General features: G+C 52.6%; 21 protein-coding genes. 17 read left to right on the plus strand and 4 right to left on the minus strand.

All coding sequences use genetic code 11. The features are described 5' to 3' along the window. The first annotated feature begins 75 nt into the window (after positions 1–75). The gene (locus tag SOJ49_RS06800; protein ID WP_369857480.1) at positions 76–1,488 is read left to right on the plus strand and encodes a DEAD/DEAH box helicase; all 1,413 of its coding nucleotides are present in this window, start codon (positions 76–78) and stop codon (positions 1,486–1,488) included. Between the two features lie 41 nt (positions 1,489–1,529). Here SOJ49_RS06800 and SOJ49_RS06805 read toward each other — a convergent pair whose 3' ends face one another. From SOJ49_RS06805 to map, 3 genes are all read right to left on the minus strand, one after another. Beyond that, entirely contained in the window at positions 1,530–2,363 is an 834-nt protein-coding gene (locus SOJ49_RS06805; RefSeq protein WP_369857481.1) for a pirin family protein, read from the minus strand. 110 nt (positions 2,364–2,473) lie between these two features. After that, on the minus strand, positions 2,474–5,167 hold the full coding sequence (gene glnD / locus SOJ49_RS06810; protein WP_369857482.1) for a [protein-PII] uridylyltransferase: 2,694 nt from the start codon (positions 5,165–5,167) through the stop codon (positions 2,474–2,476). Next, positions 5,164–5,946, minus strand: a complete 783-nt coding sequence (gene map / locus SOJ49_RS06815; protein WP_369857483.1) for a type I methionyl aminopeptidase — start codon at positions 5,944–5,946, stop codon at positions 5,164–5,166. The genes glnD and map overlap by 4 nt, the downstream gene beginning before the upstream one ends. A gap of 299 nt (positions 5,947–6,245) precedes the next feature. On the opposite strand from map, the gene rpsB reads away from it, so the two are divergent. The 15 genes from rpsB to rnhB all read left to right on the plus strand — a co-directional run bounded on the left by rpsB (position 6,246) and on the right by rnhB (position 20,696). Continuing rightward, positions 6,246–7,001: a 30S ribosomal protein S2 gene (gene rpsB, locus SOJ49_RS06820; protein WP_369857484.1), complete on the plus strand. Its 756-nt coding sequence runs from the start codon at positions 6,246–6,248 to the stop codon at positions 6,999–7,001. A gap of 89 nt (positions 7,002–7,090) precedes the next feature. Then, positions 7,091–7,945 (plus strand): translation elongation factor Ts, encoded by an 855-nt coding sequence (tsf, locus tag SOJ49_RS06825; protein WP_369857485.1) that lies wholly within the window; start codon positions 7,091–7,093, stop codon positions 7,943–7,945. Between the two features lie 96 nt (positions 7,946–8,041). Continuing rightward, a complete protein-coding gene (gene pyrH / locus SOJ49_RS06830) occupies positions 8,042–8,776 on the plus strand; it encodes a UMP kinase (RefSeq protein ID WP_369857486.1) in 735 nt (244 codons plus the stop codon). 2 nt (positions 8,777–8,778) lie between these two features. Then, positions 8,779–9,336 carry a ribosome recycling factor gene (frr, locus tag SOJ49_RS06835; protein WP_369857487.1) on the plus strand — a complete coding sequence of 186 codons (558 nt, stop codon included), beginning with the start codon at positions 8,779–8,781 and terminating at the stop codon, positions 9,334–9,336. Between the two features lie 9 nt (positions 9,337–9,345). After that, the gene (gene uppS, locus SOJ49_RS06840) at positions 9,346–10,113 is read left to right on the plus strand and encodes a polyprenyl diphosphate synthase (protein WP_369857488.1); all 768 of its coding nucleotides are present in this window, start codon (positions 9,346–9,348) and stop codon (positions 10,111–10,113) included. After that, entirely contained in the window at positions 10,106–10,951 is an 846-nt protein-coding gene (locus SOJ49_RS06845; RefSeq protein WP_369857489.1) for a phosphatidate cytidylyltransferase, read from the plus strand. Before uppS ends, SOJ49_RS06845 begins: the two co-directional genes overlap by 8 nt. After that, complete coding sequence (ispC, locus tag SOJ49_RS06850; RefSeq protein ID WP_369857490.1) at positions 10,948–12,141, plus strand: 1-deoxy-D-xylulose-5-phosphate reductoisomerase; 1,194 nt, start codon at positions 10,948–10,950, stop codon at positions 12,139–12,141. The genes SOJ49_RS06845 and ispC overlap by 4 nt, the downstream gene beginning before the upstream one ends. Continuing rightward, positions 12,138–13,478: an RIP metalloprotease RseP gene (gene rseP / locus SOJ49_RS06855; protein ID WP_369857491.1), complete on the plus strand. Its 1,341-nt coding sequence runs from the start codon at positions 12,138–12,140 to the stop codon at positions 13,476–13,478. The genes ispC and rseP overlap by 4 nt, the downstream gene beginning before the upstream one ends. Positions 13,479–13,514: 36 nt before the next feature. Further along, positions 13,515–16,076 carry an outer membrane protein assembly factor BamA gene (gene bamA / locus SOJ49_RS06860; protein ID WP_369857492.1) on the plus strand — a complete coding sequence of 854 codons (2,562 nt, stop codon included), beginning with the start codon at positions 13,515–13,517 and terminating at the stop codon, positions 16,074–16,076. A gap of 41 nt (positions 16,077–16,117) precedes the next feature. Continuing rightward, positions 16,118–16,609 carry an OmpH family outer membrane protein gene (locus tag SOJ49_RS06865; protein WP_369857493.1) on the plus strand — a complete coding sequence of 164 codons (492 nt, stop codon included), beginning with the start codon at positions 16,118–16,120 and terminating at the stop codon, positions 16,607–16,609. A gap of 32 nt (positions 16,610–16,641) precedes the next feature. Continuing rightward, positions 16,642–17,664: a UDP-3-O-(3-hydroxymyristoyl)glucosamine N-acyltransferase gene (gene lpxD / locus SOJ49_RS06870; RefSeq protein ID WP_369857494.1), complete on the plus strand. Its 1,023-nt coding sequence runs from the start codon at positions 16,642–16,644 to the stop codon at positions 17,662–17,664. After that, entirely contained in the window at positions 17,664–18,128 is a 465-nt protein-coding gene (fabZ, locus tag SOJ49_RS06875; RefSeq protein ID WP_369857495.1) for a 3-hydroxyacyl-ACP dehydratase FabZ, read from the plus strand. The genes lpxD and fabZ overlap by 1 nt, the downstream gene beginning before the upstream one ends. Next, positions 18,125–18,895, plus strand: a complete 771-nt coding sequence (gene lpxA / locus SOJ49_RS06880) for an acyl-ACP--UDP-N-acetylglucosamine O-acyltransferase (RefSeq protein WP_369857496.1) — start codon at positions 18,125–18,127, stop codon at positions 18,893–18,895. Before fabZ ends, lpxA begins: the two co-directional genes overlap by 4 nt. A 41-nt stretch (positions 18,896–18,936) precedes the next feature. Then, the gene (gene lpxB, locus SOJ49_RS06885) at positions 18,937–20,070 is read left to right on the plus strand and encodes a lipid-A-disaccharide synthase (RefSeq protein WP_369858044.1); all 1,134 of its coding nucleotides are present in this window, start codon (positions 18,937–18,939) and stop codon (positions 20,068–20,070) included. Between the two features lie 14 nt (positions 20,071–20,084). After that, positions 20,085–20,696 carry a ribonuclease HII gene (gene rnhB, locus SOJ49_RS06890; RefSeq protein WP_369857497.1) on the plus strand — a complete coding sequence of 204 codons (612 nt, stop codon included), beginning with the start codon at positions 20,085–20,087 and terminating at the stop codon, positions 20,694–20,696. A 10-nt stretch (positions 20,697–20,706) separates the two neighbouring features. Here rnhB and SOJ49_RS06895 read toward each other — a convergent pair whose 3' ends face one another. Then, entirely contained in the window at positions 20,707–21,528 is an 822-nt protein-coding gene (locus SOJ49_RS06895) for a lysophospholipid acyltransferase family protein (protein ID WP_369857498.1), read from the minus strand. A gap of 98 nt (positions 21,529–21,626) precedes the next feature. Between SOJ49_RS06895 and SOJ49_RS06900 the strand changes: the two genes are divergently transcribed. Beyond that, positions 21,627–22,832 carry an NAD(P)/FAD-dependent oxidoreductase gene (locus tag SOJ49_RS06900; RefSeq protein WP_369857499.1) on the plus strand — a complete coding sequence of 402 codons (1,206 nt, stop codon included), beginning with the start codon at positions 21,627–21,629 and terminating at the stop codon, positions 22,830–22,832. Positions 22,833–22,916 lie beyond the last annotated feature (84 nt).

A 22,916-nucleotide genomic window follows, 5' to 3' on the forward strand; every position in this document is an offset into this window, starting at 1 on the left:
GACAGTTCGTTTAATTCAGGGTGTCTCTGTCATCCGGCTGTTATAATCGCCGCAATATTATTGTGAGGCGTCTACGTGTTTACTGATTATCCCCTGAATGCTCGCCTGGCGCTTGGCCTGGAAAAATTGTCTCTGGAAGCTCCGACGGAGGTGCAGCAGGCAGTACTGCCGCTGGCATTGGCGGGCAAGGATATTCAGGTCTGTGCCGAGACGGGCAGTGGTAAAACCCTGGCCTATCTGTTGCCCGTGATGCAGGGGTTACTGGATCGGGATGCGCCCAACTCCGCAACCCGTGCGTTGATTATGTGTCCCACCCGAGAGCTGGCTACCCAGGTGACCAAGGTGTGTCAGCATTTTTGTGACCTGACGACACTCAGTGTCGGGCAGTTGTGTGGTGGTGAAGAGTTCCAGTATCAGGCGGCGTTGCTGCGTAAAAATCCGGAGTTGATTATTGCAACGCCAGGTCGTCTGGTGGATCACCTGAAACGTGGTACGTGTGATCTGGGCGATCTGGAATATCTGATTCTGGATGAAGCCGACCGTATGCTGGATATGGGCTTTGCCGAAGATATGGACATCATTCGTCGCGCTTGTAATAACGAGCGTCAGACCATGCTGCTTTCGGCGACCTTGCGCCATGAAGGGGTTGGCCGAATTGCCGCCAATCTGCTGAAAAATCCTGAAGAAATCACTACCCATACCATTCAGGAGCAGCACGGTTTAATCACCCAGCAGCGGATTCTGGCGGATGATAACGCTCATAAAGACCGCTTGATCGCCTGGTTACTGGCGCATGAAACCTACGAAAAGGCGTTAATTTTTGTTAACAAACGCACCGAGGTCGAACGCCTGTCAGAATTTGTTCGTCGTCATCGTAACGGTGTTGCCATGCTACACGGCGAAATGACCCAGGATGAGCGCAAGTATGTGATGCAGACGCTCAGGGAAGGCAAACGTAATATTCTGGTGGCGACGGATGTGGCGGCGCGTGGCCTGGATGTTGAGGGAATGGATCTGGTGATCAATTATGATCTGGCGCGCAAGGGCGATGAATACGTTCACCGTATTGGCCGTACTGGCCGGGCAGGCAAGTCGGGTTTGGCCATCAGTCTGATTTCTCCGTATGAATGGAATCTCAAGGCGGCGATCGAAAGTTATATTCAGGTTGTGATGGAACCGCGCAAAATTGAAGGCTTGGTGGCGGTATACAAAGGCCCGAAAAAACTCAAGGCTTCGGGCAAGGCGGCATCTGTTGGTAAGCGTAAACCAAAGACCAAAGCTGCTCCGTCCGGTCGTGATGGCAAGCCAGCCAGAACCGGGCCGCGTCCATCCCGACCTGCTGTTGCGGGGAGCCGACCCGCTGCTGGAAGCCGTACAGCGGAAGGGAACCGTCCTGCTGCTGTAGGGAGTCGTCCGAGTACGCGTAAAAGTAATGTCACGGATGGCGAAGGCTTTGCACCGTTACATCGGAAAAAGCCAACCGAGTAGGTTGGCTTTTTGGCTGCAGTGCCGGTTATAACTGGTCGTGGTTATTGGCCAAAACGGCCAGCGTTGTAGTCGGCAATGGCTTGTTCGATTTCCTCGACGCTGTTCATCACAAATGGCCCGTAGTGAGCTATTGGTTCTCGCAACGGGCGTCCCGTCAGCAGTAGCAGATCGGTATCACTGGCGGCATTCAGCGTGATTATTTCTTCAGCGGTGTCAAACATAACCAGAGACTGGCTGTGGTTCATGTCAGTTAAGAGACCCTGATAAACATAGGCCATGGCGCTATGGCCAGCAGTAATTGGCAAAGTGAGCTGTTGCCCAGCGTCAAGGTGTATGTCGGCAATGCCAGCGTTGGCTGCGATGGTTGCCAATGGTGCGACATAGTTTTCACCATCGATGATCCAGTGTCCGGCGATCAGCTTTAGCTGAGCACCGCAGGCAGCCGTTTGGTGCAGAATTTCATCAGCGGCAACATCACGGTACCCCGGTGTCTTCATCTTTTCGCTGGCAGGCAGATTAATCCAGAGCTGGAAGCCATGCAGTGCGTCCATTTCCCGCGACGGCATTTCGGAGTGAATAATGCCGCGTCCGGCCGACATCCATTGTGCGCCACCACTGTTGATCAGGCCGCGGTTACCAAGGTGATCCTTGTGTTCCAGTGCGCCCTGAAGCAAATAGGTCAGGGTTTCCATGCCCCGGTGAGGGTGGGGCGGGAAGCCGCCGATGTAGTCATCCGGGTTGTCTGATCGCAGTTCGTCGATCATTAGAAATGGATCGGAGGCGGTGTCGTTAAAGAGTGCGACACGCTGAATTTTTACGCCATCGCCATCAGAACTGGCGTGGCTGCGAATGATTTTCTGGTAACGCTGGGACATAACATTCTCCTGATAATGTGAGAAGGCTACACCGTCTTTCTTCTGGCTGCTGAGGATAATTTACCGGTTATCAATCGAATAAATCGAATGAAAGGCTATGGAATGATCTATTAAACAGCCGTTTGTGCCTGAATCTGATCATCCAGGCCTAATATAATGGCGTGTTGCAGTTGCTGGCATAACACCGGGTCGGAAAACGGTTCTCCATTCTGATCCACGATGTAGAAAATATCCGATACTCGTTCACCTTCGGTGAGAATCTTGGCTCCCTGCATCTGGGCGCCAAACTCGGAGAAAATAGCACCCACGCGTGCCAGTAATCCCGGGCGGTCGGCTGCCGTGACTTCCAGCACCGTGCGTTGCATGTGAGGATCATTGCTCATGGTGACTTGGGTCTCGACTGGAAATTGCTTGAGCAGACGCGGAGTGCGGCGCTGAATGATCGTGGAGTATTCTTCCGGGTTCTCCAGCGCAGTGATCAAGGCGTGACGGATGGTGTCCAGGCGTTGTGGGTCATTGATCGGACGGTTGTTCTCATCCAGAACGATATAGGTATCAACGGCCTTGTTGTCTGATTCGGAGGTCATGACTCGGGCATCCTGAATATTGAGGTTGAGCTGATCCAGGGTGGCAGTGGTGACTGCAAACAGGTCGATCTGGTCTTTCATGTAAATAAAAATCTGTGTGGCACCTTCCCGATCCCGGTCAGAGGTTTGGCGAATGGAAATCAGTGGATCTCTTTTATTGCCATGCCCAGCGATGGATAGGGTGTGCCAGAGAATGTTGTCAACACTTTCTCTTAGAAAATAATCATCACCACAGTCGCCCCAGATCGCCAGGGTTTGCTCCCGGCTCAGTCCCTGTGTTGTCAGTTGCGACAAGGCTTCCTGCTGAATTTCCTCGATATAGTCTTCCTTGTTTAATGGATTGGCGAGACCACGACGCAGGGCTTGTTGGGTATTAAAATACAGCGATCGCATCTGCTCTGCACGCCAGCTGGTCCAAAGCTTGGGATTGGTGCTGATCATATCGGCCAGGGTGATCAGGTAGAGCATGTCGAGGTGATGCTGGTCGCCAATGTCCAATGCAAACTGGTGAATGTCATCCGGATTGTTCAGATCGAGCCGTTGTGCTGCGTACGACATAGTGAGGTGGTTGGCGACCAGCCAGCAGACCATATGGGTATCGGTGGGGCGCAGATTGTGCTGGCTGCAAAACTGCAGGGCGATGGCTTCGCCGTTACTGGAATGATCACCTTCCTGAGCCTTGCCAGTGTCGTGCAGCAGGGAGGCCAGATACAGGACTTCGCGGCGCTGAATGCGATGAATCAGCTTGGATGCCAGCGGGTACTGGTTACGCAGGCTGGAAAAGCGCAGCTGGCGCAACATGCGGATCATGCGGAAGCTGTGGTCATCGACGGTATGAATGTGCAGCAGGTCGTGCTCCATCATGCCGATGATACGACCAAACTCGGGAATGTAACGTCCGAGAATGCCGTAGCGCATCATGCGTGACAATTCACGCACGACGTGATTTTTGTGGCAAATCAGATCAATAAAACAGGCATTGTTTGCGGGGTTGGTGCGGAATGTATAGTCAATCAGATGGCGATGATCACGTAATGCACGAATGGTATCGGAATGAACACCTTTCAGGTCGGGGGTGTTGGCACAAAGGACAAAGACTTTTAATAACCAGGCGGGCTCGCGGGCAAACAGCTGTGGATCAGTCACTTGCAGGTAACCATTAAACAGCACAAAGTGTTCGTTGACTGTTACTGGCTCGATACCTTCATGGCTTTTCATGAAATCTTCGTTGAAATGCAGCAACAACAGATCGCATAACTCGGTGGTTGAGAGCTGGTTGCGGTAAAAGCGGGTCATAAAGCGCTCGACACCGAGATGATCGTTGTCATCTTCAAATCCCAGCAGGCTGGCAATCTGGCGTTGCAGGTTAAACAACAGGCGGTCTTCTTCCCGTCCTGCCAGCATGTGCAGGGCGTAACGTACTTGCCAGAGAAATTTCATGCTGCCGGCCAGTCGTGTGAATTCAAACTCGGTCAGAAAGCCCCGGTTCTCCAGTGCCTTGAGGCTGCCGTCACCAAAGTATCGTGTGGTCACCCAGCTGACGGTCTGGATGTCACGCAAGGCCCCTGGCGAGTTTTTGACATTGGGTTCGAGGTTGTATTCGGAGTCGTTATGCTTGTCGTGACGTTTTTCCAGTTCGTGCCATTTCTCTTTGAAAAAAGTTGCCGCAGGCCACATATCCGGGCTGTCGATAATGTTCCTCAGGTCAGCGTAGAGTTCAGCCGTACCGGCGATCATTCGGCTTTCAAGCATGTTGGTAATAATGGTGAGGTCTTTCGATGCTTCCTTGCGGCAATCGTCTAGTGTTCTGACGCTATGACCGACTTCCAGCTTCAGATCCCAAAGCAGAGTGATAAACCCTTGCAGCTGTTCAGAGCTGGTGGTGATGGCTGCTTCGTCGCGACAGAGCAATAGCAGATCGATGTCCGAGTAGGGGTGTAGTTCTCCACGTCCGTAACCGCCGACCGCTACCAGAGCCAGGTTGTCATTTTGCAGGCCATTGTGCTGCCAGAGGCAGGCCAACAAGGTGTCCATTTGTGCTGAACGAAATCGCACCGGGGTTTCTGCATCCAGTGTGGCGCGAAAATACGCATCGGCCTTTTGCTGGGTTTGTTGCAGTACTTCGCGGATGACCGGAATTGGCCCAGAGCATGCCGCCAGCCGGGCCAAAAGCTCTGGCTGGTCAGCGAGCTTCAGTTCAGGTCGCTCCAGGATCATGCGCCAGCCCGGTATTTTTCACCCGGGCGTGCCGTCAGCACCTCCACTCCGGATGTCGTGACCAATAGCGTGTGCTCCCACTGGGCGGACGGTTTGCGATCCTTGGTGACCACGGTCCAGCCATCCTTCATCAGTTTGTTGAAGCGGGTACCCAGGTTGATCATGGGTTCAATGGTAAAGGTCATGCCTTCTTCCAGTGCCATACCGGTACCCGGCTTGCCGTAGTGCAGTACCTGAGGGTCTTCGTGAAAGGTTTTGCCGATGCCATGGCCGCAGTATTCACGTACCACTGAGTAGTGATTGGATTCTGCGTGTTTCTGGATAGCGGCGCCGATGTCACCCAACTGAACACCAGGACGTACCATATCAATACCCAGGTAGAGGCACTCTTGAGTGATTTCCACCAGGCGCTTCACTGCCGCTATTGGCTCGCCAACAAAGAACATCTGGCTGGTGTCGCCGTGGTAGCCATCTTTGATGACTGTAATATCGATGTTGATGATGTCGCCTTTTTTCAGGATTTTGTCATTGCTGGGAATGCCGTGACAAATCACCTGGTTGATCGAGGTGCAGATGGATTTGGGGAAGCCGTTGTAATTCAGTGGTGCCGGGATGGCTTGCTGTTCATTCACGATGTAGTTGTGGCACAGGGTATCCAGTTCTCCCGTGGATACACCGGGGACGACATAAGGCCCGATCATTTCAAGGACGTCAGCTGCCAGGCGCCCGGCAACGCGCATTTTTTCAATTTCTTCAGCCGTTTTGATGGTAACAGTCATGTATAGATACAGAATTCCGCTGGTAGATGAGCCATTGTATCGGTTGTGACCGCAGTGTTGAACAATCATTAAATGTAATTGTACGTGACAAGGAAAGCTATGGCTCTGGTCTCGATGGCTTCAAAGTGGTATAAAGCGCGCGCTGTAAGCACCGTCGGGGCAGGGCAAGTAATTGACTCTGTACCGGCAACTAAATCACACACGTGCCACAACGATGTGTCGGGGTGCTGCCAACTTCGGTTGTGCAGTCGACTCATTGGGTACGTGGAGGCCTAACCCAACTGTATAAGGTATTAGATATGGCACAAGTAAATATGCGTGACCTGCTGAAAGCAGGCGTTCACTTTGGTCACCAGACTCGTTACTGGAACCCGAAAATGGGTCGTTACATTTTTGGTGCACGTAACAAGATTCACATCATCAATCTGGAACACACGGTTCCGGCGATGAATGAGGCTCTGGTTAAAATTGAAGGCATCGCTGCCCGTAACAACAAGATTCTGTTTGTTGGTACCAAGCGCGCTGCTGGCAAGATCATCAAGGAACAGGCCGAACGTGCCGGTATGCCATTTGTGGCGCACCGCTGGCTGGGCGGCATGCTGACCAACTACAAAACCATTCGTCAGTCTATTCGTCGTCTGCGTGACCTCGAAACGCAACAAGCTGACGGTACATTTGAGCAACTGACCAAAAAAGAAGCCCTGATGCGTAGCCGTGAAATGGAGAAGCTGGAACGCTCCATTGGTGGTATCAAGGAAATGGGCGGTTTGCCAGATATGGTGTTTGTAATCGACGTTGACCATGAACGTATTGCGATTCAGGAAGCTAACAAGCTGGGTATCCCGGTTGTTGGTATTGTTGATACCAACTCCAACCCGGACGGTATCGATTTCGTAATCCCTGGCAATGACGATGCCATTCGCGCTATCCAGATTTATGCTTCTGCTGTTGCAGATGCCGTTCTGGAAGGCAAGCAGCAGAATGGCCCGGCTGCAGACGAGTTTGTTGAAGTGGCTGCTGAAGAAGCACCTGCAGCAGAAACACCTGCTGAGTAATTGACAACTCGGGTCGGTAAAAAAGGGGGCGTGCCCCCTTTTTTTTAAGCAAGAAATTGAAGACAAGTTAACAAAAGAGGATTGGGATTATGGCGAACGTATCGGCCGCTCTGGTTAAAGAACTGCGTGAACGTACTGGTCTGGGTATGATGGAGTGCAAAAAAGCTCTGACTGCCAATGACGGTGATATCGACAAAGCAATTGAAGACCTGCGTAAGAATTCCGGTCTGAAAGCGGCCAAGAAAGCTGACCGTACTGCTGCCGAAGGCAAGCTGCGTATTCAGGTTCAGGACGGTGTTGCGTTTGTTGTAGAAGTGAACTCCGAGACTGACTTTGCTGCTGGCGATTCAAACTTCAATGCCTTTGCAGATCTGGTGGTTGCCAAACTGGCAGATACTCGTGAGACCGACGTTGCCAAGCTGATGGCAGGCGACCTGGAAGAGGCGCGTATGGCGCTGGTTCAGAAGATCGGTGAGAACATTACTGTTCGTCGTCCGGTGGTTATTGAGGCCGGTGTTGTGGGAGCTTACCTGCACTCCAATGGCAAGGTTGGCTGTGTGGTGGCATTGAATGGTGGTAGTGAAGACGTCGCCAAAGACATTGCCATGCACGTCACTGCATCCAGCCCTCGTGTGGTTCGTGGTGAAGACATGCCCGCAGAAGTGCTGGAAAAAGAAAAAGAAATTATCAAGGCGCAGCCAGATATGGCAGGCAAGCCGGATGCGATCGTTGAAAAAATGATGGTTGGTCGTATCAACAAGTTCCTGAAAGAAAACAGCTTGCTGGATCAGCCGTTCGTCAAGAACCCTGATCAGACTGTTGGTCAGCTGGCGAAAGAAGCCGGTGCTGACGTTGTTTCTTTCATCCGTATGGAAGTGGGTGAAGGTATCGAAGTTGAGAAAGTAGACTTCGCTGCAGAGGTTGCTGCACAGCTGAAAGGCTGATACAAAATCGGGGCAAAACATCAGGGATTGTCCCAACCTGAATATGCCGGGGTCGCCCGGCATATTTGTATCCAATACACGCTAATGGAGTCGGTCATGGCTAAACAGCAGAGTCCTAAATACAAACGTATCTTGTTAAAGCTGAGTGGCGAAGCCCTGATGGGTGAGCTGGATTTCGGCATTGATCCCAAAGTGCTGGATCGTATGGCGCTGGAAATTGGGCAGCTCAAGGGTATTGGTGTTCAGGTTGGTCTGGTTATTGGTGGTGGGAACCTGTTTCGCGGCAAGAAACTGAGCGAATCGGGTCTGGATCGTGTCGCCGGAGATCACATGGGGATGCTGGCAACCGTTATGAATGCCCTGGCGATGCGGGATGCGCTGGAGCGCGCCAATATTACCACGCGAGTCATGTCTGCGATTCCGATGAGTGGCGTGGTCGATCATTATGACCGTCGCAGTGCTATTCGTGCGCTGGATATTGGGGATGTGGTTATTTTTGCTGCAGGTACCGGCAATCCTTTTTTTACTACCGACTCGGCGGCTTGTTTGCGTGGCATCGAGATCAATGCTGACGTGGTAATGAAAGCCACCAACGTGGATGGTGTGTATACTGCAGACCCGAAGAAAGACCCCAGTGCGACCAAGTACGATACCCTGACTTATCAGGAAGTTCTGGAAAAGCAGCTGGGTGTGATGGATTTGACCGCTATATGCCTGGCGCGTGATCATCAAATGCCGCTGCGGGTCTACGATATGAATGAAGTTGGTGTGCTTGCCCGTCTGGTCACTGGCGGTGACGACGGCACATTGATTGTAAGCGAGGAACAATGAGTATGATCGAAGATATTAAGCAAGATGCAGAAGAACGAATGGGCAAAAGTGTGTCCTCATTGCTGGATGCCTTCAAGCGTGTACGTACCGGCCGGGCGAACCCCGCCATTCTTGATAACATCAGCGTTGATTATTACGGAACCGCGACACCGATTGCTCAGGCAGCCAATGTGATTGTTGAAGATGGCCGTACGCTGGCGATCAATCCATGGGAAAAAGCCATGGTCACGGTGATTGAACGGGCTATTCTCAAGTCTGATCTGGGTCTGAATCCGAACACCTCCGGTGATACCATTCGCCTGCATATGCCGATGCTGACCGAAGAAACCCGCAAGGATTTTATCAAGCTGGCGCGTTCAGAGGCCGAAAAAGGGCGAGTTTCCATTCGCAACATTCGTCGCGATGCCAATGGCAGCATCAAAGAGCTGCTGAAAGAAAAAATGATCTCCGAAGATGAAGAGCGCAGTGGTGAGGATCAGATTCAGAAGCTGACCGATAAGTTTATCGCCGAAGTGGATGCTCATCTGGCGCAGAAAGAAAAAGATCTGATGCAGGTCTGATTATTCTTCATGTCTACCAGTATCGATGATAAAAACGCGGCTGTTGGCCGCGTTCCCCGTCATGTTGCCATGATTATGGATGGCAACAATCGCTGGGCCAAATCGCGTCATTTGCCAGGTATCGCCGGCCATAAGGCGGGGGTTGATGCTGTGCGTCAGGCGGTTGAAGTGTCGGCGCGGGCAGGGGTCGAGGTATTGACCCTGTTTGCTTTTTCCAGTGAAAACTGGCGTCGTCCGGCAGCGGAGGTGTCTGCACTCATGCAGCTCTTTACGGTTGCGTTGGAGCGGGAAGTCAAACGGCTGCATCGTAATAAACTGCGACTGGTCGTCATGGGCGATAAAAACGGTTTTTCGGCACGTATTCAAAAGTTGATTGCCGATGCGGAGACGCTGACAGCGAACAATACTGGCATGGTCATCGTGATTGCCGCCAATTATGGTGGTCAGTGGGACATTGCCCAGGCTTGTCGGAAAATGGCGATTGAGGTACAGCAAGGACGTCTGGATCCCGCTGATATCAACGAACATACCTTGCATCAATACACCTGGCTGAGCGAATATCCGGCACCGGATTTATTGATTCGCACCGGCGGCGAACAACGTATCAGTAACTTTATGTTGTGGCAGTGCGCGTATAGCGAGCTGTATTTTTCTCCGGTGTATTGGCCAGACTTTAAAGAACAAGAATATCGCCAGGCGCTTGAATCCTTTGCGGATCGAACCCGTCGCTTTGGCCGAACTGATGACCAGCTGAAGGAAACCGCCAGCCGTGTTTAAACAGCGTGTGATCACCGCTCTGGTGCTCGCTCCCCTGATGGTCATCGGCATTTTCTTTTTGCCGTTGAAACAATTTGCCATCTTTATTGCCGCCATTGCCACTATTGGAGCCTGGGAATGGGCCAATATCGCGGGTTATGAGCGTCGCTGGGGACGGGTTGCCTACGCCTTGATGGTGTTTGTTTGTCTTTATATCAGTGCCCGTGTCCTCCGGATTCGCCCGGAGTTACTGGTGTATTACCTCGCCGTTGGAGCGTTGTGGTGGATCGTCGCCTTTGCCCTGGTCAAACGTTATCCCGGCGGAACCAGTTTATGGACTTCCCGCCCGGTCAGAGGGGCGCTGGGTCTGTGTGTGCTGGTGCCAATGTGGGTCGGTTTCATGCACCTCAAGGTACAACCTCACAGCTCATTGTTGATTATTTTTGTGATGCTGATTGTCTGGGGCGCAGATACCGGTGCCTATTTTTCTGGCAAGCGCTGGGGAAATACCAAGCTCGCTCCCCATGTCAGTCCGGGTAAGTCCTGGGCTGGGTTCTGGGGTGGGCTGGCGACCGCAGCTCTGGTCGCGATACTGTTTGGTTTGGGGCTGGATCGTTGGCTGCAACCGATGTCGCGTGACGATTATTTGCAAATGTTACTGATTGCCGTAATCACCATGGTTGTTTCCGTACTCGGGGATTTGGTCGAAAGCATGATGAAACGCCATCGCGGTATAAAAGACAGCTCGTCGCTGTTGCCGGGACACGGCGGGGTGCTGGATCGGATCGACAGTATGGCGGCAGCGGTTCCGGTATTTGCCTTATGTATTCACCTGCTTGATTGGGGGTTTGGTCAATGATCCGTGCAGTGACCATCTTGGGAGCGACGGGATCGATTGGTAGCAGCACACTGGATGTGATCGCCCGTCATCCTGAGCGTTACCGGGTTTTTGCACTGACCGCTGCTACTAATGCAGAAAAACTGGCTGCTCAGGTGCTTAAACACTCGCCTGATTATGCGGTCATGCTGGATAACATCGGTGCCGATGCGGTTCGTTGTCGGCTGCCTGCCGGTCACCCTACCCAGGTCTTGTCTGGTGAGGAGGCGTTAGCCTGGGTCGCAGGCCATGAGGATACCGATATGGTGATGGCGGCGATTGTTGGTGCTGCCGGATTGTTGCCATCGCTGGCCGCCGCCCGCGCCGGTAAACGTGTATTGCTGGCCAATAAAGAAGCGCTGGTGATGGCTGGGCCTCTCTTTATGGAGGCCATCAAACAGGGTGGGGCCGAGTTACTGCCCATTGATAGCGAACATAATGCGATTTTCCAGTCGCTACCTGAACACTACGGTGGCCACTTTGCTCCGCATGGTATCAGCAAGATTTTATTGACGGCTTCCGGTGGCCCATTCCGGGGTTGGCAGTCTGCAGAGCTTGAAGCGGTCACCCCGGCCCAGGCGGTTGCTCATCCGAACTGGTCCATGGGGCAAAAAATCTCGGTCGATTCCGCCACCCTGATGAACAAGGGACTGGAGTTGATCGAAGCCTGTTTTCTGTTTAACTGCCAACCGGATCAGGTTCAGGTGGTGGTGCATCCCCAAAGTGTTATCCATAGTCTGGTGCAATATTGTGATGGTTCGGTCATGGCTCAGTTGGGCCAGCCCGATATGCGTACTCCGATTGCCTACGGTCTTGCCTGGCCAGAACGAATCACTTCCGGCGTTGCGCCATTGGATCTGGTGACGATTGGCCGGTTTGATTTTGAGGCCGCTGACGAAGAGACTTTTCCCTGTTTGGCTCTGGCTCGACGGGCATTTAGCGTGGGTGGCACCATGCCAACGGTATTAAACGCTGCTAACGAAATTGCCGTTGAGGCATTCCTTGGGGAACGAATTCCCTTCAGTACCATTCCAACGCTCGTCGAACGGGTGATGGATGCCCATGAAGCGACAACGGTGAAGAGTCTGGAGACGGTACTGATGGCTGATCAGTGGGCCCGTAATCAGGCGATCCTGTTGCTGCAAGGTTCTGTAAACGAGGTGGATGCGTGACAATTCTCTGGTTTATCGTCGCCATCAGTGTGCTGGTGGTGGTTCATGAATACGGTCATTTCTGGGCTGCCCGCCGTTGCGGTGTCCAGGTGCTGCGGTTTTCAGTGGGGTTTGGCAATCCATTGTTTTCTGTACGGGACAAGCGTGGAACCGAATACTCGGTGGCACCGTTACCCTTGGGTGGCTACGTTAAGATGCTGGATGAACGCGAAGCCGAGGTGCCCGCGCATTTAAAGGATCAAAGCTTCAACAGTAAATCGGTTTCACAGCGTAATTTTATTGCTGCCGCAGGCCCATTCGCCAATTTTATTTTTGCCATTCTGGCTTACTGGGTGCTGTTTATGGTCGGCACTACCGGTGTGATATCAGATGTTGGCCGGGTAGTTGATGATTCCCCGGCGGCCGTTGCTGGCATTGAGGCGGGTGATCGTATCGTCGCTGTTGATGGTCACCAGACGACCACCTGGGAAGATGTTAACTGGCGCTTGATCAATCATTTGGGCGAAAGCGGTCATATTGCCTTGACGCTTGAAGACAGTAATCGCATTCAGCGACCCGTGCAGCTGGCGATTCAGAACTGGCTGTCCGAGAGCGAACAGCCCGATCCAATGGGGTCTCTGGGGATTCAGCCGCGCCAGCTTGAGGTGCCGGCGCTGGTCGGTTCTGTGGTCGAAGGCAGCGCTGCAGAACAAGCCGGTTTTTTGCCTGGCGACAAGGTGGTTGCGGTTGACGGCATGGCGATCAAGGACTGGTTTGCCTGGGTCGAGCTGGTGCAGCAACGTGCCGGTGTCGAACTGCAGGTTGAGGTGTTGCGTGATGGTAACAGGCAAACGCTGACCCTGTTACCCGGCAGCCGTACGCTGGACGATGGTCGCCAGATCGGATTTGCCGGAGTGGGTACGGTGCAACCTGAAGTTCCGACAGAATGGTTGAGTACCAGTTCGGCCGATCCATTGACGGCGATGCTGCGTGCAACGGGCAAAACCTGGGATCTGATTACTTTTACCCTTGATTCCCTTTGGAAAATGTTGGCAGGCGATCTCTCGGTAAAGAACTTGAGTGGCCCTATTACCATTGCTAAAGTAGCCGGCGCTTCGGCCTCGGGAGGGCTGGAATCCTTTATACAATTTCTGGCGTTGCTCAGTGTATCACTGGGTGTGCTGAATTTATTGCCGGTACCCATGCTGGATGGTGGTCATATTCTGTTTAATCTGGCAGAAGCCGTAACCGGCAAACCACTACCGGAACGGGTACAGACAGTGGCGATGCAGATGGGCATTGTGATGCTGTTCAGCCTCATGGCAGTTGCCTTTTATAACGATATCGGTCGACTTTAACTTTCGAAAGTCGCGTAATTTTGGATTACATTTTTCATGCGTTCGCTGCTGTTTTCCCTGCTTGTTGGGCTGTTTTCTTCGATTGCCTGTGCTGATGATTCATTTGTAATTGAAGATATTCGTCTTGAGGGGCTGCAGCGAGTGTCTGCAGGTACCGTGTTTGAGCGGCTGCCGATCAATGCGGGTGACCGGATTGACGGCAATCGCCTGGCAGACGTCTCACGGCGTTTGTTTGCTACCGGCTTTTTTAACGACATCAAGGTGTATCGTGACGGCCAGGTGCTGATCTTCCAACTGGTTGAGTTACCAACCATTACCCAAATTGAACTCGAAGGCAACTCGGCTATTCCGGATGATGTGCTGCTGGATAACCTCAAGCTGGCCGGTTTGGCAGAAGGGATGGTGTTCAAACGCTCGACACTGGAACGTATCGCGCTCGAACTGGAACGCCAGTACGTGATGCAGGGGCGTTACGATGCTCATATCGAAACCGTGGTTGAGGCACTGCCGCGTAATCGGGTGGCGCTGAAAATCAACGTTGAAGAAGGCAATGTGGCGGCGATTGCGCACATCAATATTGTGGGTAACCAGGCGTTTTCGGATGACGAGTTGCTGAAACAGTTCAGCTTGCAGGAATCCAACTTCTGGTCCTGGTACGCTGGCGATAACAAGTACTCACGGGAAAAACTGGCAGCAGATCAAGAAGCCCTGCGCTCGTATTACTACGATCGCGGCTACCTGCGTTTTAATATTGAATCCACCCAGGTCGCACTTGCGCCAGAAAAAGATGGTGTTTATATCACGGTGAACGTCACGGAAGGTGATGTCTATAAAGTCCGGGATATCAGGCTGGCGGGTAATCTGGTACTGGATGAAGACGAATTCAAACGTTTCTACAATATTCAGCCTGGTGACGTTTTCTCGCGCAGCAAGGTACTGTCTAGCAGTGAAGGCATGATTCGCCGCCTGGGTAATGACGGTTATACCTTTGCCAAGGTGGATGGCAGCCCCAAACCCGATGACGAAACACTGGAAGTTGACCTGACCTTTTTTGTCGAGCCAGGACGACGCACCTATGTTCGCAGTGTCAATTTCAGTGGTAACGACAGCACCATGGATGAAGTGTTACGCCGTGAAATGCTGCAAATGGAAGGTGGTTGGGCATCGACCGAAAAGATCGAAGCCGGTAAAAACCGTCTTAACCAATTGGGCTTTTTCAAAACCGTGACGGTTGAAACACCTGCGGTATCGGGGGCGGATGATCTGATTGACGTTGACTACAACGTTGAAGAACAAATGAATGGCAGTCTGAACTTCAACATCGGTTATGCCGGTGGCAGCGGTATGATTCTGGGTGCCAGTGTCAGCCAGAATAATTTTCTGGGTTCCGGCAATCGCATGAGCATGAGTGTGCAGAAGAACAAGACGGTGCAATCGTACAACTTCTCTTTCCTCGATCCTTATTACACCATTGATGGTGTCAGTCGTGGCTTTAACTTGTTCTATCGGGAAACAGACTACAATAGCCTGAGCTCTGTCAGTGACTATCAAACCAATGCCAAGGGCGCCAGCGTGACGTTCGGATATCCGATCACCCGTCGCCAGCGACTGTCGATGAGCGCCGGATTTACCAATACCCATATGTTTGAAGGATCGACGGTTCCTGCCGAAATTCTGGAATTTCTGGATACCGAAGGGGATGACTTTGACGAGTACACCCTGGGTCTGAACTGGCGTTACAACGGCCTGAACCGGGGTATGTTCCCGACTGCCGGTATCGAACAAAAACTGTCGGTTGATCTGGGTGTTCCCGGCAGTGACCTGACGACTTACAAGCTGGGCTACACCGCCAACTACTACTTCCCCTTGTTTGAAGACTGGTCATTCCGGGTGCGGACAGAATTGGGCTACGCCAACGGTTATGGTGATCAGAAGCAATTGCCTTTCTTCAAGAACTTCCGTTCCGGCGGTCTTGGTTCGGTGCGTGGTTATACCAGCAACAGTCTGGGGCCACGCGGCTTGCCGGAGTACACGGTCGTACCTGTGGTACAAACCGATAGTGACGGCAATGTATTGTATGAGACCGATGAGCTGGGCAAGCCGGTGGTCGACTCATCAGCACCTACCGTGGTGTATAAAACCGATGAAGATGGTGCTGCTGTTGCTGTTTCCAACTCCAGCCAGTACAAGCCAATTTACGACACCGACGCTGATGGCTCTGCGGTGACTGCGCCTGCCTATTATGAAACCGCTCGCTCACTGGGTGGTAATATGCTGGCCGAAGCGTCGTTGGAATTGATTTTTCCATTCCCGTTTGTTGAAGATCGCAGCTCATTGCGTAGTGTGCTCTTCTTTGACGCTGGCAATACGTTTACTGATAGCTGCTATACCCCCAATGATGCGGATGTTCCTTCATTAACGTCACATCCGTATTGTACGGAGGGGTTGAACTTGTCTGATTTACGTTTGAGTACTGGTGTCGGCCTGACCTGGATAACAGCTATTGGTCCGCTGACCTTTGTATATTCGATACCACTGAATGACCAGCGAGGGGATCGTACGGAAGGCTTCGAGTTCTCTCTTGGTCAGGTTTTTTAATGCTGACATCCAGCACAATTGCAATTTAAAGGAGCATTGGGATGCGTGTTTTTCTGTTTTTGGTTGCTGTACTACTGTCACCGCTGGCGGCAGCTGAATTGAAGGTTGGCGTTGTGGATATGGAGCGTGCCCTGTTTCTGTCTGAAGAAGCCAAGTCCGGTGCGCAAAAGTTTGAAAAAGATAATGGCGCTGCCATCAGCAAAGTGCGTGAAATAGAAAAAGCCATGATGACGCTGAAGGACAAGCGTGAAACCGATGGCGCTATCATGAGCCAGGATGAACTGGCCAAGCTGGTGGGTGAATACGAAGAGAAGGGCAAGGAACGTCAGTTCTATCTGGAAAAACTGCAGCAGCAGGATCAGAAATGGCGGCAGTCATTTTTCCGGTCGAAATTACCAGAGCTGGAAGAGTTGTTGAAGGCGCTGATCGAGGAAGGCAAATACGACCTGGTGTTGCAGGCAGGAGCGGTTGTGTACAGTGCACCGGCTATCGACCTGACCAAGCCGCTGCTTGAACGCCTGAACGGAAAATAACGCTTTATCATTTCATTAGTAAGGGCACATCGATGGAGCTGAGTTTATCCGAACTGGCCAGCCACCTTGGCGCAGAAGTCCGTGGCGACGGTTCGACACGGATTGGCGGCGTGGCGACGTTGTCATCGGCAGGTGCCAATGACGTTACATTTATCGCAGATCCGGCCTATCGCAAGCAACTTGGTACTACCCTGGCAGCCGCTGTTATCGTCAGTCCTGCGCTCATCAATGATGTGGTCGGTGCTGCACTGGTTGTTGACGATGCCTATCTGGCGTTCGCAAAAACGACCCAGCTGTTTGACAATCGTCCATGTCCGCCTGTCGGTGTTCATCCCCGCGCATTTGTCGATGAAGGCGTTGTACTGGGTGATGGGGTGATGATTGGGCCGGGTGCGGTGATCGGTCGTAACAGCCGTATCGGTGCGGGTACCGAGATTGGTGCCGGATGCGTTATTGGCAGTGATTGCATTATTGGGGATGATTGTCTGCTGAATGCCAACGTAACGCTGTATTATGGGATAAGCATTGGTGATCGGGTTCGGGTACAATCCGGCGCCGTGATTGGTTCCGATGGTTTCGGCTTTGCTCCCAATAAAGGCAAGTGGGAACGTATTGCCCAGTTGGGCAGCGTTCGTATCGGTAATAATGTCGAAATCGGAGCCAATACCTGTATCGATCGCGGTGCACTTGAAGATACCGTGATCGAAGACGACGTTATTCTCGATAATCTGATCCAGATTGCTCACAACGTGTATGTCGGCCAAGGCTCGGCCATGGCGGGTTGCGTAGGTATCGCCGGTAGCACCCGAATCGGTAAAGGCTGCACTTTGGCGGGTGGTGTCGGGCTTGCCGGACACCTGACGCTGGCTGATGGAGTACATGTTATGGGAATGACGCTGATTACAAATTCGATTGATGAACCCGGAGCCTACGCGTCGGGTACGTCACATATGCCAGCCAAACAGTGGCGTCGTAGCGCCGCACGATTTAAACAGCTCGATTCGATAGCCAAACGGCTGCAGAAATTAGAGAAAATCCAAGAAGGTAAAGCTTGATGTACCCGCAACCAGTCCAAACGATCCAGGAATTTTTGCCACACCGTTATCCGTTCCTGTTGGTTGACCGTATCAATGAAGTAGATCTTGAGTCTGAAGATGCTCCAGTGATTCGTGCCATCAAGAATGTCACCATTAACGAAGCGTTTTTTAATGGCCACTTCCCCGGTCATCCGGTGATGCCGGGCGTCCTGATCCTGGAAGCCATGGCTCAGTCTGCCGGTTTGCTCGGTATGACCATGATGGGTGAAAAGCGCAAGCCGACCATGTTGTACTACTTTGCCGGGGCCGATCATGTACGCTTCAAGCGACCGATTGTGCCTGGTGATCAAGTCATTCTGGAAGCCCGTTTTACCGGCACCCGTCGTGGTATCTGGAAATTTGATTGCCGTGCACTGGTGGATGGCGAAGTGGCCTGTTCAGCATTGATTACCTGTGCTGAACGAGATATGGAGCCGGCATGATCCATCCTACGGCCATCATAGACCCGTCTGCCCAACTGGCTGATGACGTTGAAGTCGGTCCGTACAGCATTATCGGTGCAGACGTAGTGATCGACTCCGGTACCGTGATTGGCCCTCATGTCGTGATCAAGGGGCCAACCTGTATTGGCAAGCATAATCGGGTTTATCAGTTTGCCACGCTGGGAGAAGACTGCCAGGACAAAAAATATGCGGGCGAACCAACCCGGTTGGTCATTGGCGACAACAACGTGATTCGCGAAAGCTGCACTTTTCATCGTGGTACGGTGCAAGACAACAGCGAAACCCGTATCGGCAGCCATAACCTGTTTATGGTGAATGTGCATGTCGCACACGACTGTGTTGTTGGCGATAACTGTATCCTCGCCAACGACACCAATCTGGCTGGCCATGTACACCTGGGTGACTGGGCGATTCTTGGCGGTGCGACACAAGTGCACCAGTTTTGCAAGATCGGTGCACACGTCATGGCCGGAGCCGGTACCGTGGTACTGAAAGATATCCCGGCTTATGTTATGGCTCTGGGCTATCCGGCAGAACCCCACGGTATCAACGCCGAAGGGCTGCGCCGTCGCGGCTATTCGGCTGAAGCCATCAGTGCCGTGCGTAATGCTTATAAAACGGTTTATCGTCAGGGCTTGACCCTGACGGAAGCATTAGCAAAGCTGGAGCAAGACGCAGCAATCGAAGCGGCAGTGGATGTGCTGTTCGACAGCCTGAAAGATTCCAGTCGCGGGATTATTCGCTAGTGAAGCGGATCGCCATTGTGGTGGGCGAAACCTCCGGCGATATGCTCGGGGCTGGCTTGCTCACATCGCTACGCGAACGCTACCCGGATGCGATTTTTGAAGGTATTGGCGGCCCTTTGATGCAGTCTCGGGGCTTTGACAGCCTGTATCCGATGGAGCGACTGTCTGTCATGGGTCTGGTCGAGGTACTGGGCCGTCTGTTTGAGTTGCTGAAAATCCGCAAATCACTGGTGCAATACTGGAGTGAGAATCCGCCGGATGTGCTCATCGGTATCGATGCCCCGGATTTTAATCTGACGCTGGAAGAAAAACTGAAAGCGCGGGGCGTCAAAACGGTTCATTACGTCAGTCCATCGGTTTGGGCCTGGCGTCAGAAACGAGTGATAAAAGTCGGCCGTGCTGTCGATTTGATGTTGACGTTGTTTCCGTTCGAAGCCCGTTTTTACGAAGAACACCGTATTCCGGTACGTTTTGTGGGCCATCATCTGGCGGACAAGATTCCGTTTGAAACACCAAAAACCCCCGCTCGTGAAACTCTGGGACTGGATGTCAGCAAACCATTGGTGTGTCTGATGCCCGGCAGCCGGGGTGGTGAAGTGGAACGTCTCGGCCCGCTGTTCCTTGAAACTGCCCAGCTGATGTTACGCAAACGTGCCGACTTGCAGTTTGTGATTCCGGCTGCCAGTGTGGATCGTCGTAACCAGTTGGAAGCCCAGCTGGCGGATATGCCCCTGAAGTTACCGGTTACTATTGTGCTGAGCCAGTCCCATACCTGTATGGCGGCGGCCGATGTGATTTTGCTGGCGTCTGGTACCGCAACACTGGAGGCGATGCTGCTGAAACGGCCAATGGTGGTCAGTTACAAGGTCAACAAGGTTACGGCATTCCTGTTACGTCGTATGCTGAAACAGCCTTTTATCTCTTTGCCCAATCTGTTGGCAGGGCGAGAGCTGGTACCTGAGGTCTTGCAGGAGCAAGCGACGCCGATGAAGCTGGCGCACGAATTGATCACTTGTCTTGAAGATCAGGATACCCGTCACCAGTTGCACGAAACCTTCCAGTTTATTCATCGGCAATTACGACGTAATGCGGATCATGAAGCCGCAAAAGCCGTCATTGAATTGCTCGAACCAGAACAGGCCGCTGGTGCAGACATGCGCCAGGACGCGCACTAACCGAATATTATCCCATGATTGATATTGAACTGTCCCTGATTGAACAGGGACTTGTCTACTGCGGTATTGATGAAGCCGGAGCCGGGCCGTTGTGTGGCGACGTGCTTGCGGCGGCAGTGGTATTACACCCGGACAGGCCCATCCCAGGGCTGGATGATTCAAAAAAGTTGACTGAAAAACGTCGGCAAATTGTCTACGAACAGATTCTTGAGTCGGCTGTGGATTACGCCATTGCCCGTGCGACCGTTGCAGAAATAGATGACATCAATATTCTCAACGCCCGCATGCTGGCGATGACCCGTGCGGTGGCCGGTTTGTCGGGTGATGTTGAATATGCACTGGTGGATGGCAATCGCTTGCCACCGCTCGACATTGCTGCAACCGCAGTGATCAAGGGCGACAGTCTGGTACAGGCCATCGCTGCCGCTTCTGTGCTCGCCAAGGTCACCCGTGATCGGGAAATGCTGGCACTGGACAAGGTGTATCCTGGTTACGGTTTTGCCCAACACAAGGGTTACGGGACAAAAGTGCATCTGCAAGCGCTGCACACCTTGGGACCTTGCGCCATTCACCGGCGCAGTTACGCGCCGGTCAGGGCTTTGTTGGAGTCGGACTCCACGCGTTAAGGTCAGCCAATCAGCGTTTTAGTGGCAACGAGTGAAACTGCTCAGCCTGACGATAGGTTTGCTGACGGAGGAAGTCACGCAGCGCCTCGTCGGTGGTGCAGGCGGCTATCTGTTCTGGAGTAATGGCTTCACCGATGCCCAGATGAATGGTGGACTTGCGTTTTTTGAGGAATTCGGCCGGAATTCTCAGTGTTCGCAGGGCTGGATGAATTTTGCCCAGAATATGAAAGCTGGCACTGTTGCGGCCGTGAAAATACACCGGAATAACGGGTACGTTGGCTTTACGGATCAGGCGCACACTGGCGATGGGCCAGGTTTTGTCGCTGATGCCGCGTTGGCCTTTGTACCAGGTGGATACTTCACCGGCAGGAAACAGCCCGAGGCCATTCCCCTGTTTCAGTTGGCCGAGTGATTTACGCATGCCGCCCATGCCTTTGGGGCCGCCTTTTTCAAACGGATTAACCGTAATAAAAAGATCGGCAATCGGAGCAAAATAACTCAGTAGATAGTTGGCAACGACGCGGAAATCCGGGCGAATACGGCAAATCAGCAGTAGCAGGATAACGCCGTCGAGGAAGCCGAACGGGTGGTTGGAAACGGTGATAAAAGGTCCCGTTGCCGGAATGGCCTGACGCAGTACAGCGTCGTCATAATCCAGCTCGATATTCAGATAGTGGAGCGATTCCTCAATCATATCGATGCCCTGCTTGGCATCCAGCTTGTCGTAAATACGAGTCAGAGTTGGGCCTTTTAATAGCCGCAGCAGCATGTCGAGTTTGCGAGGGGAGAGTTTGGTCGCTTCCAGTAGTCCCTTGCGATCAAATAACTCCATAGCGTGTTTCCCGTGGTCGGTAATGAATCGAACGCATAATACCAGTCAATTCCCTTGCGGCAAGCGCTTGTTGGAGTCGCTACAGTTTGGATAAACGAATGAAAAATCACACCAATGTCATCATTATCGGGGCGGGTGCCGCCGGGTTGATGTGCGCCGCACTGGCGGCCGCTGGCGGCTGTTCTGTGCGGCTGCTGGATCATGCCAACAAGGCGGGCAAAAAGATTCTGATGTCCGGTGGCGGACGCTGTAATTTTACCAACTATGACATCCAGCCTGAGCGCTATCTTGGTCATAACCCGCACTTCTGTAAATCTGCCCTGAGTCGTTATACCCAGTGGGACTTTATCGCGCTGGTCGACAAGCATGGTGTGGCCTGGCATGAGAAAAAGGATGGTCAGCTGTTTTGTGATAACAAATCGAGCGACATTCTCAACCTGCTGCTGAGCGAGTGTGACCAGGCTGGGGTCGATATCCAGCTCGACACGAGCATCCAGTCTGTCGCGGCGGAGCCTGCTGGCGGCTACCGTTTGCAGACCAGTACTCAGCAATATCACTGTGATGCACTGGTGATAGCAACGGGTGGGCCATCCATTCCGACCCTGGGTGCCAGCGGTTTTGGTTATCAGATCGCTCGCCAGTTTGGTCTGGCGGTTTATGAGCCGGTCGCCGCACTGGTGCCGTTTACTCTGACCAGCCAGCTCAAGCAGCTGAGTAGTGAATTGTCGGGTAACGCTTGCCGTGTTGATGTCAGCTGTAATGGCAAACATTTTCTGGAAGACATGCTGTTTACTCATCGGGGATTGAGTGGCCCGGCGATGCTGCAGATTTCCAGCTATTGGCAGCCCGGTGATAGCTTGACGATTAACCTGTTGCCAGAAGCTGATGCGGCGGTGGAATTGCGCTCAGCCCAGCACACCACCCCTAAGCAACTGGTCAAAACCTGGCTGGGTCAGCGTTTGACACAAAAAATAGCCGAATGCTGGCTGGCTGCGGTGGGATTCGCCGCCGATCAACCCTTGTCCGCGTTGAATGGGGCACAAATGGATGATCTGGCCCAACGTATTCACCACTGGCAGGTCAAGCCTGCTGGCACTGAAGGGTATCGTACTGCCGAGGTGGCGCTTGGCGGTGTCGATACCGATGAGTTGTCTTCCAAAACCCTGGAAAGCAAAAATCATCAAGGTTTGTACTTTATTGGTGAAGTGGTGGATGTCACCGGTCATCTGGGTGGATTCAACTTTCAATGGGCCTGGTCCAGTGCAGCCGCAGCAGCAGAGCACCTTGTCAAAGTCCGGAGCTGATACTCTGGATGTAATCGTTGATACCTTGGTAGTGTATTTTCTAGGTGAATAGCAAGAATACGTCCTATTGATTTCAATTATGGG

Source organism: Candidatus Thalassolituus haligoni, assembly GCF_041222825.1.
Taxonomy (GTDB): domain Bacteria; phylum Pseudomonadota; class Gammaproteobacteria; order Pseudomonadales; family Oceanobacteraceae; genus Oceanobacter; species Oceanobacter antarcticus.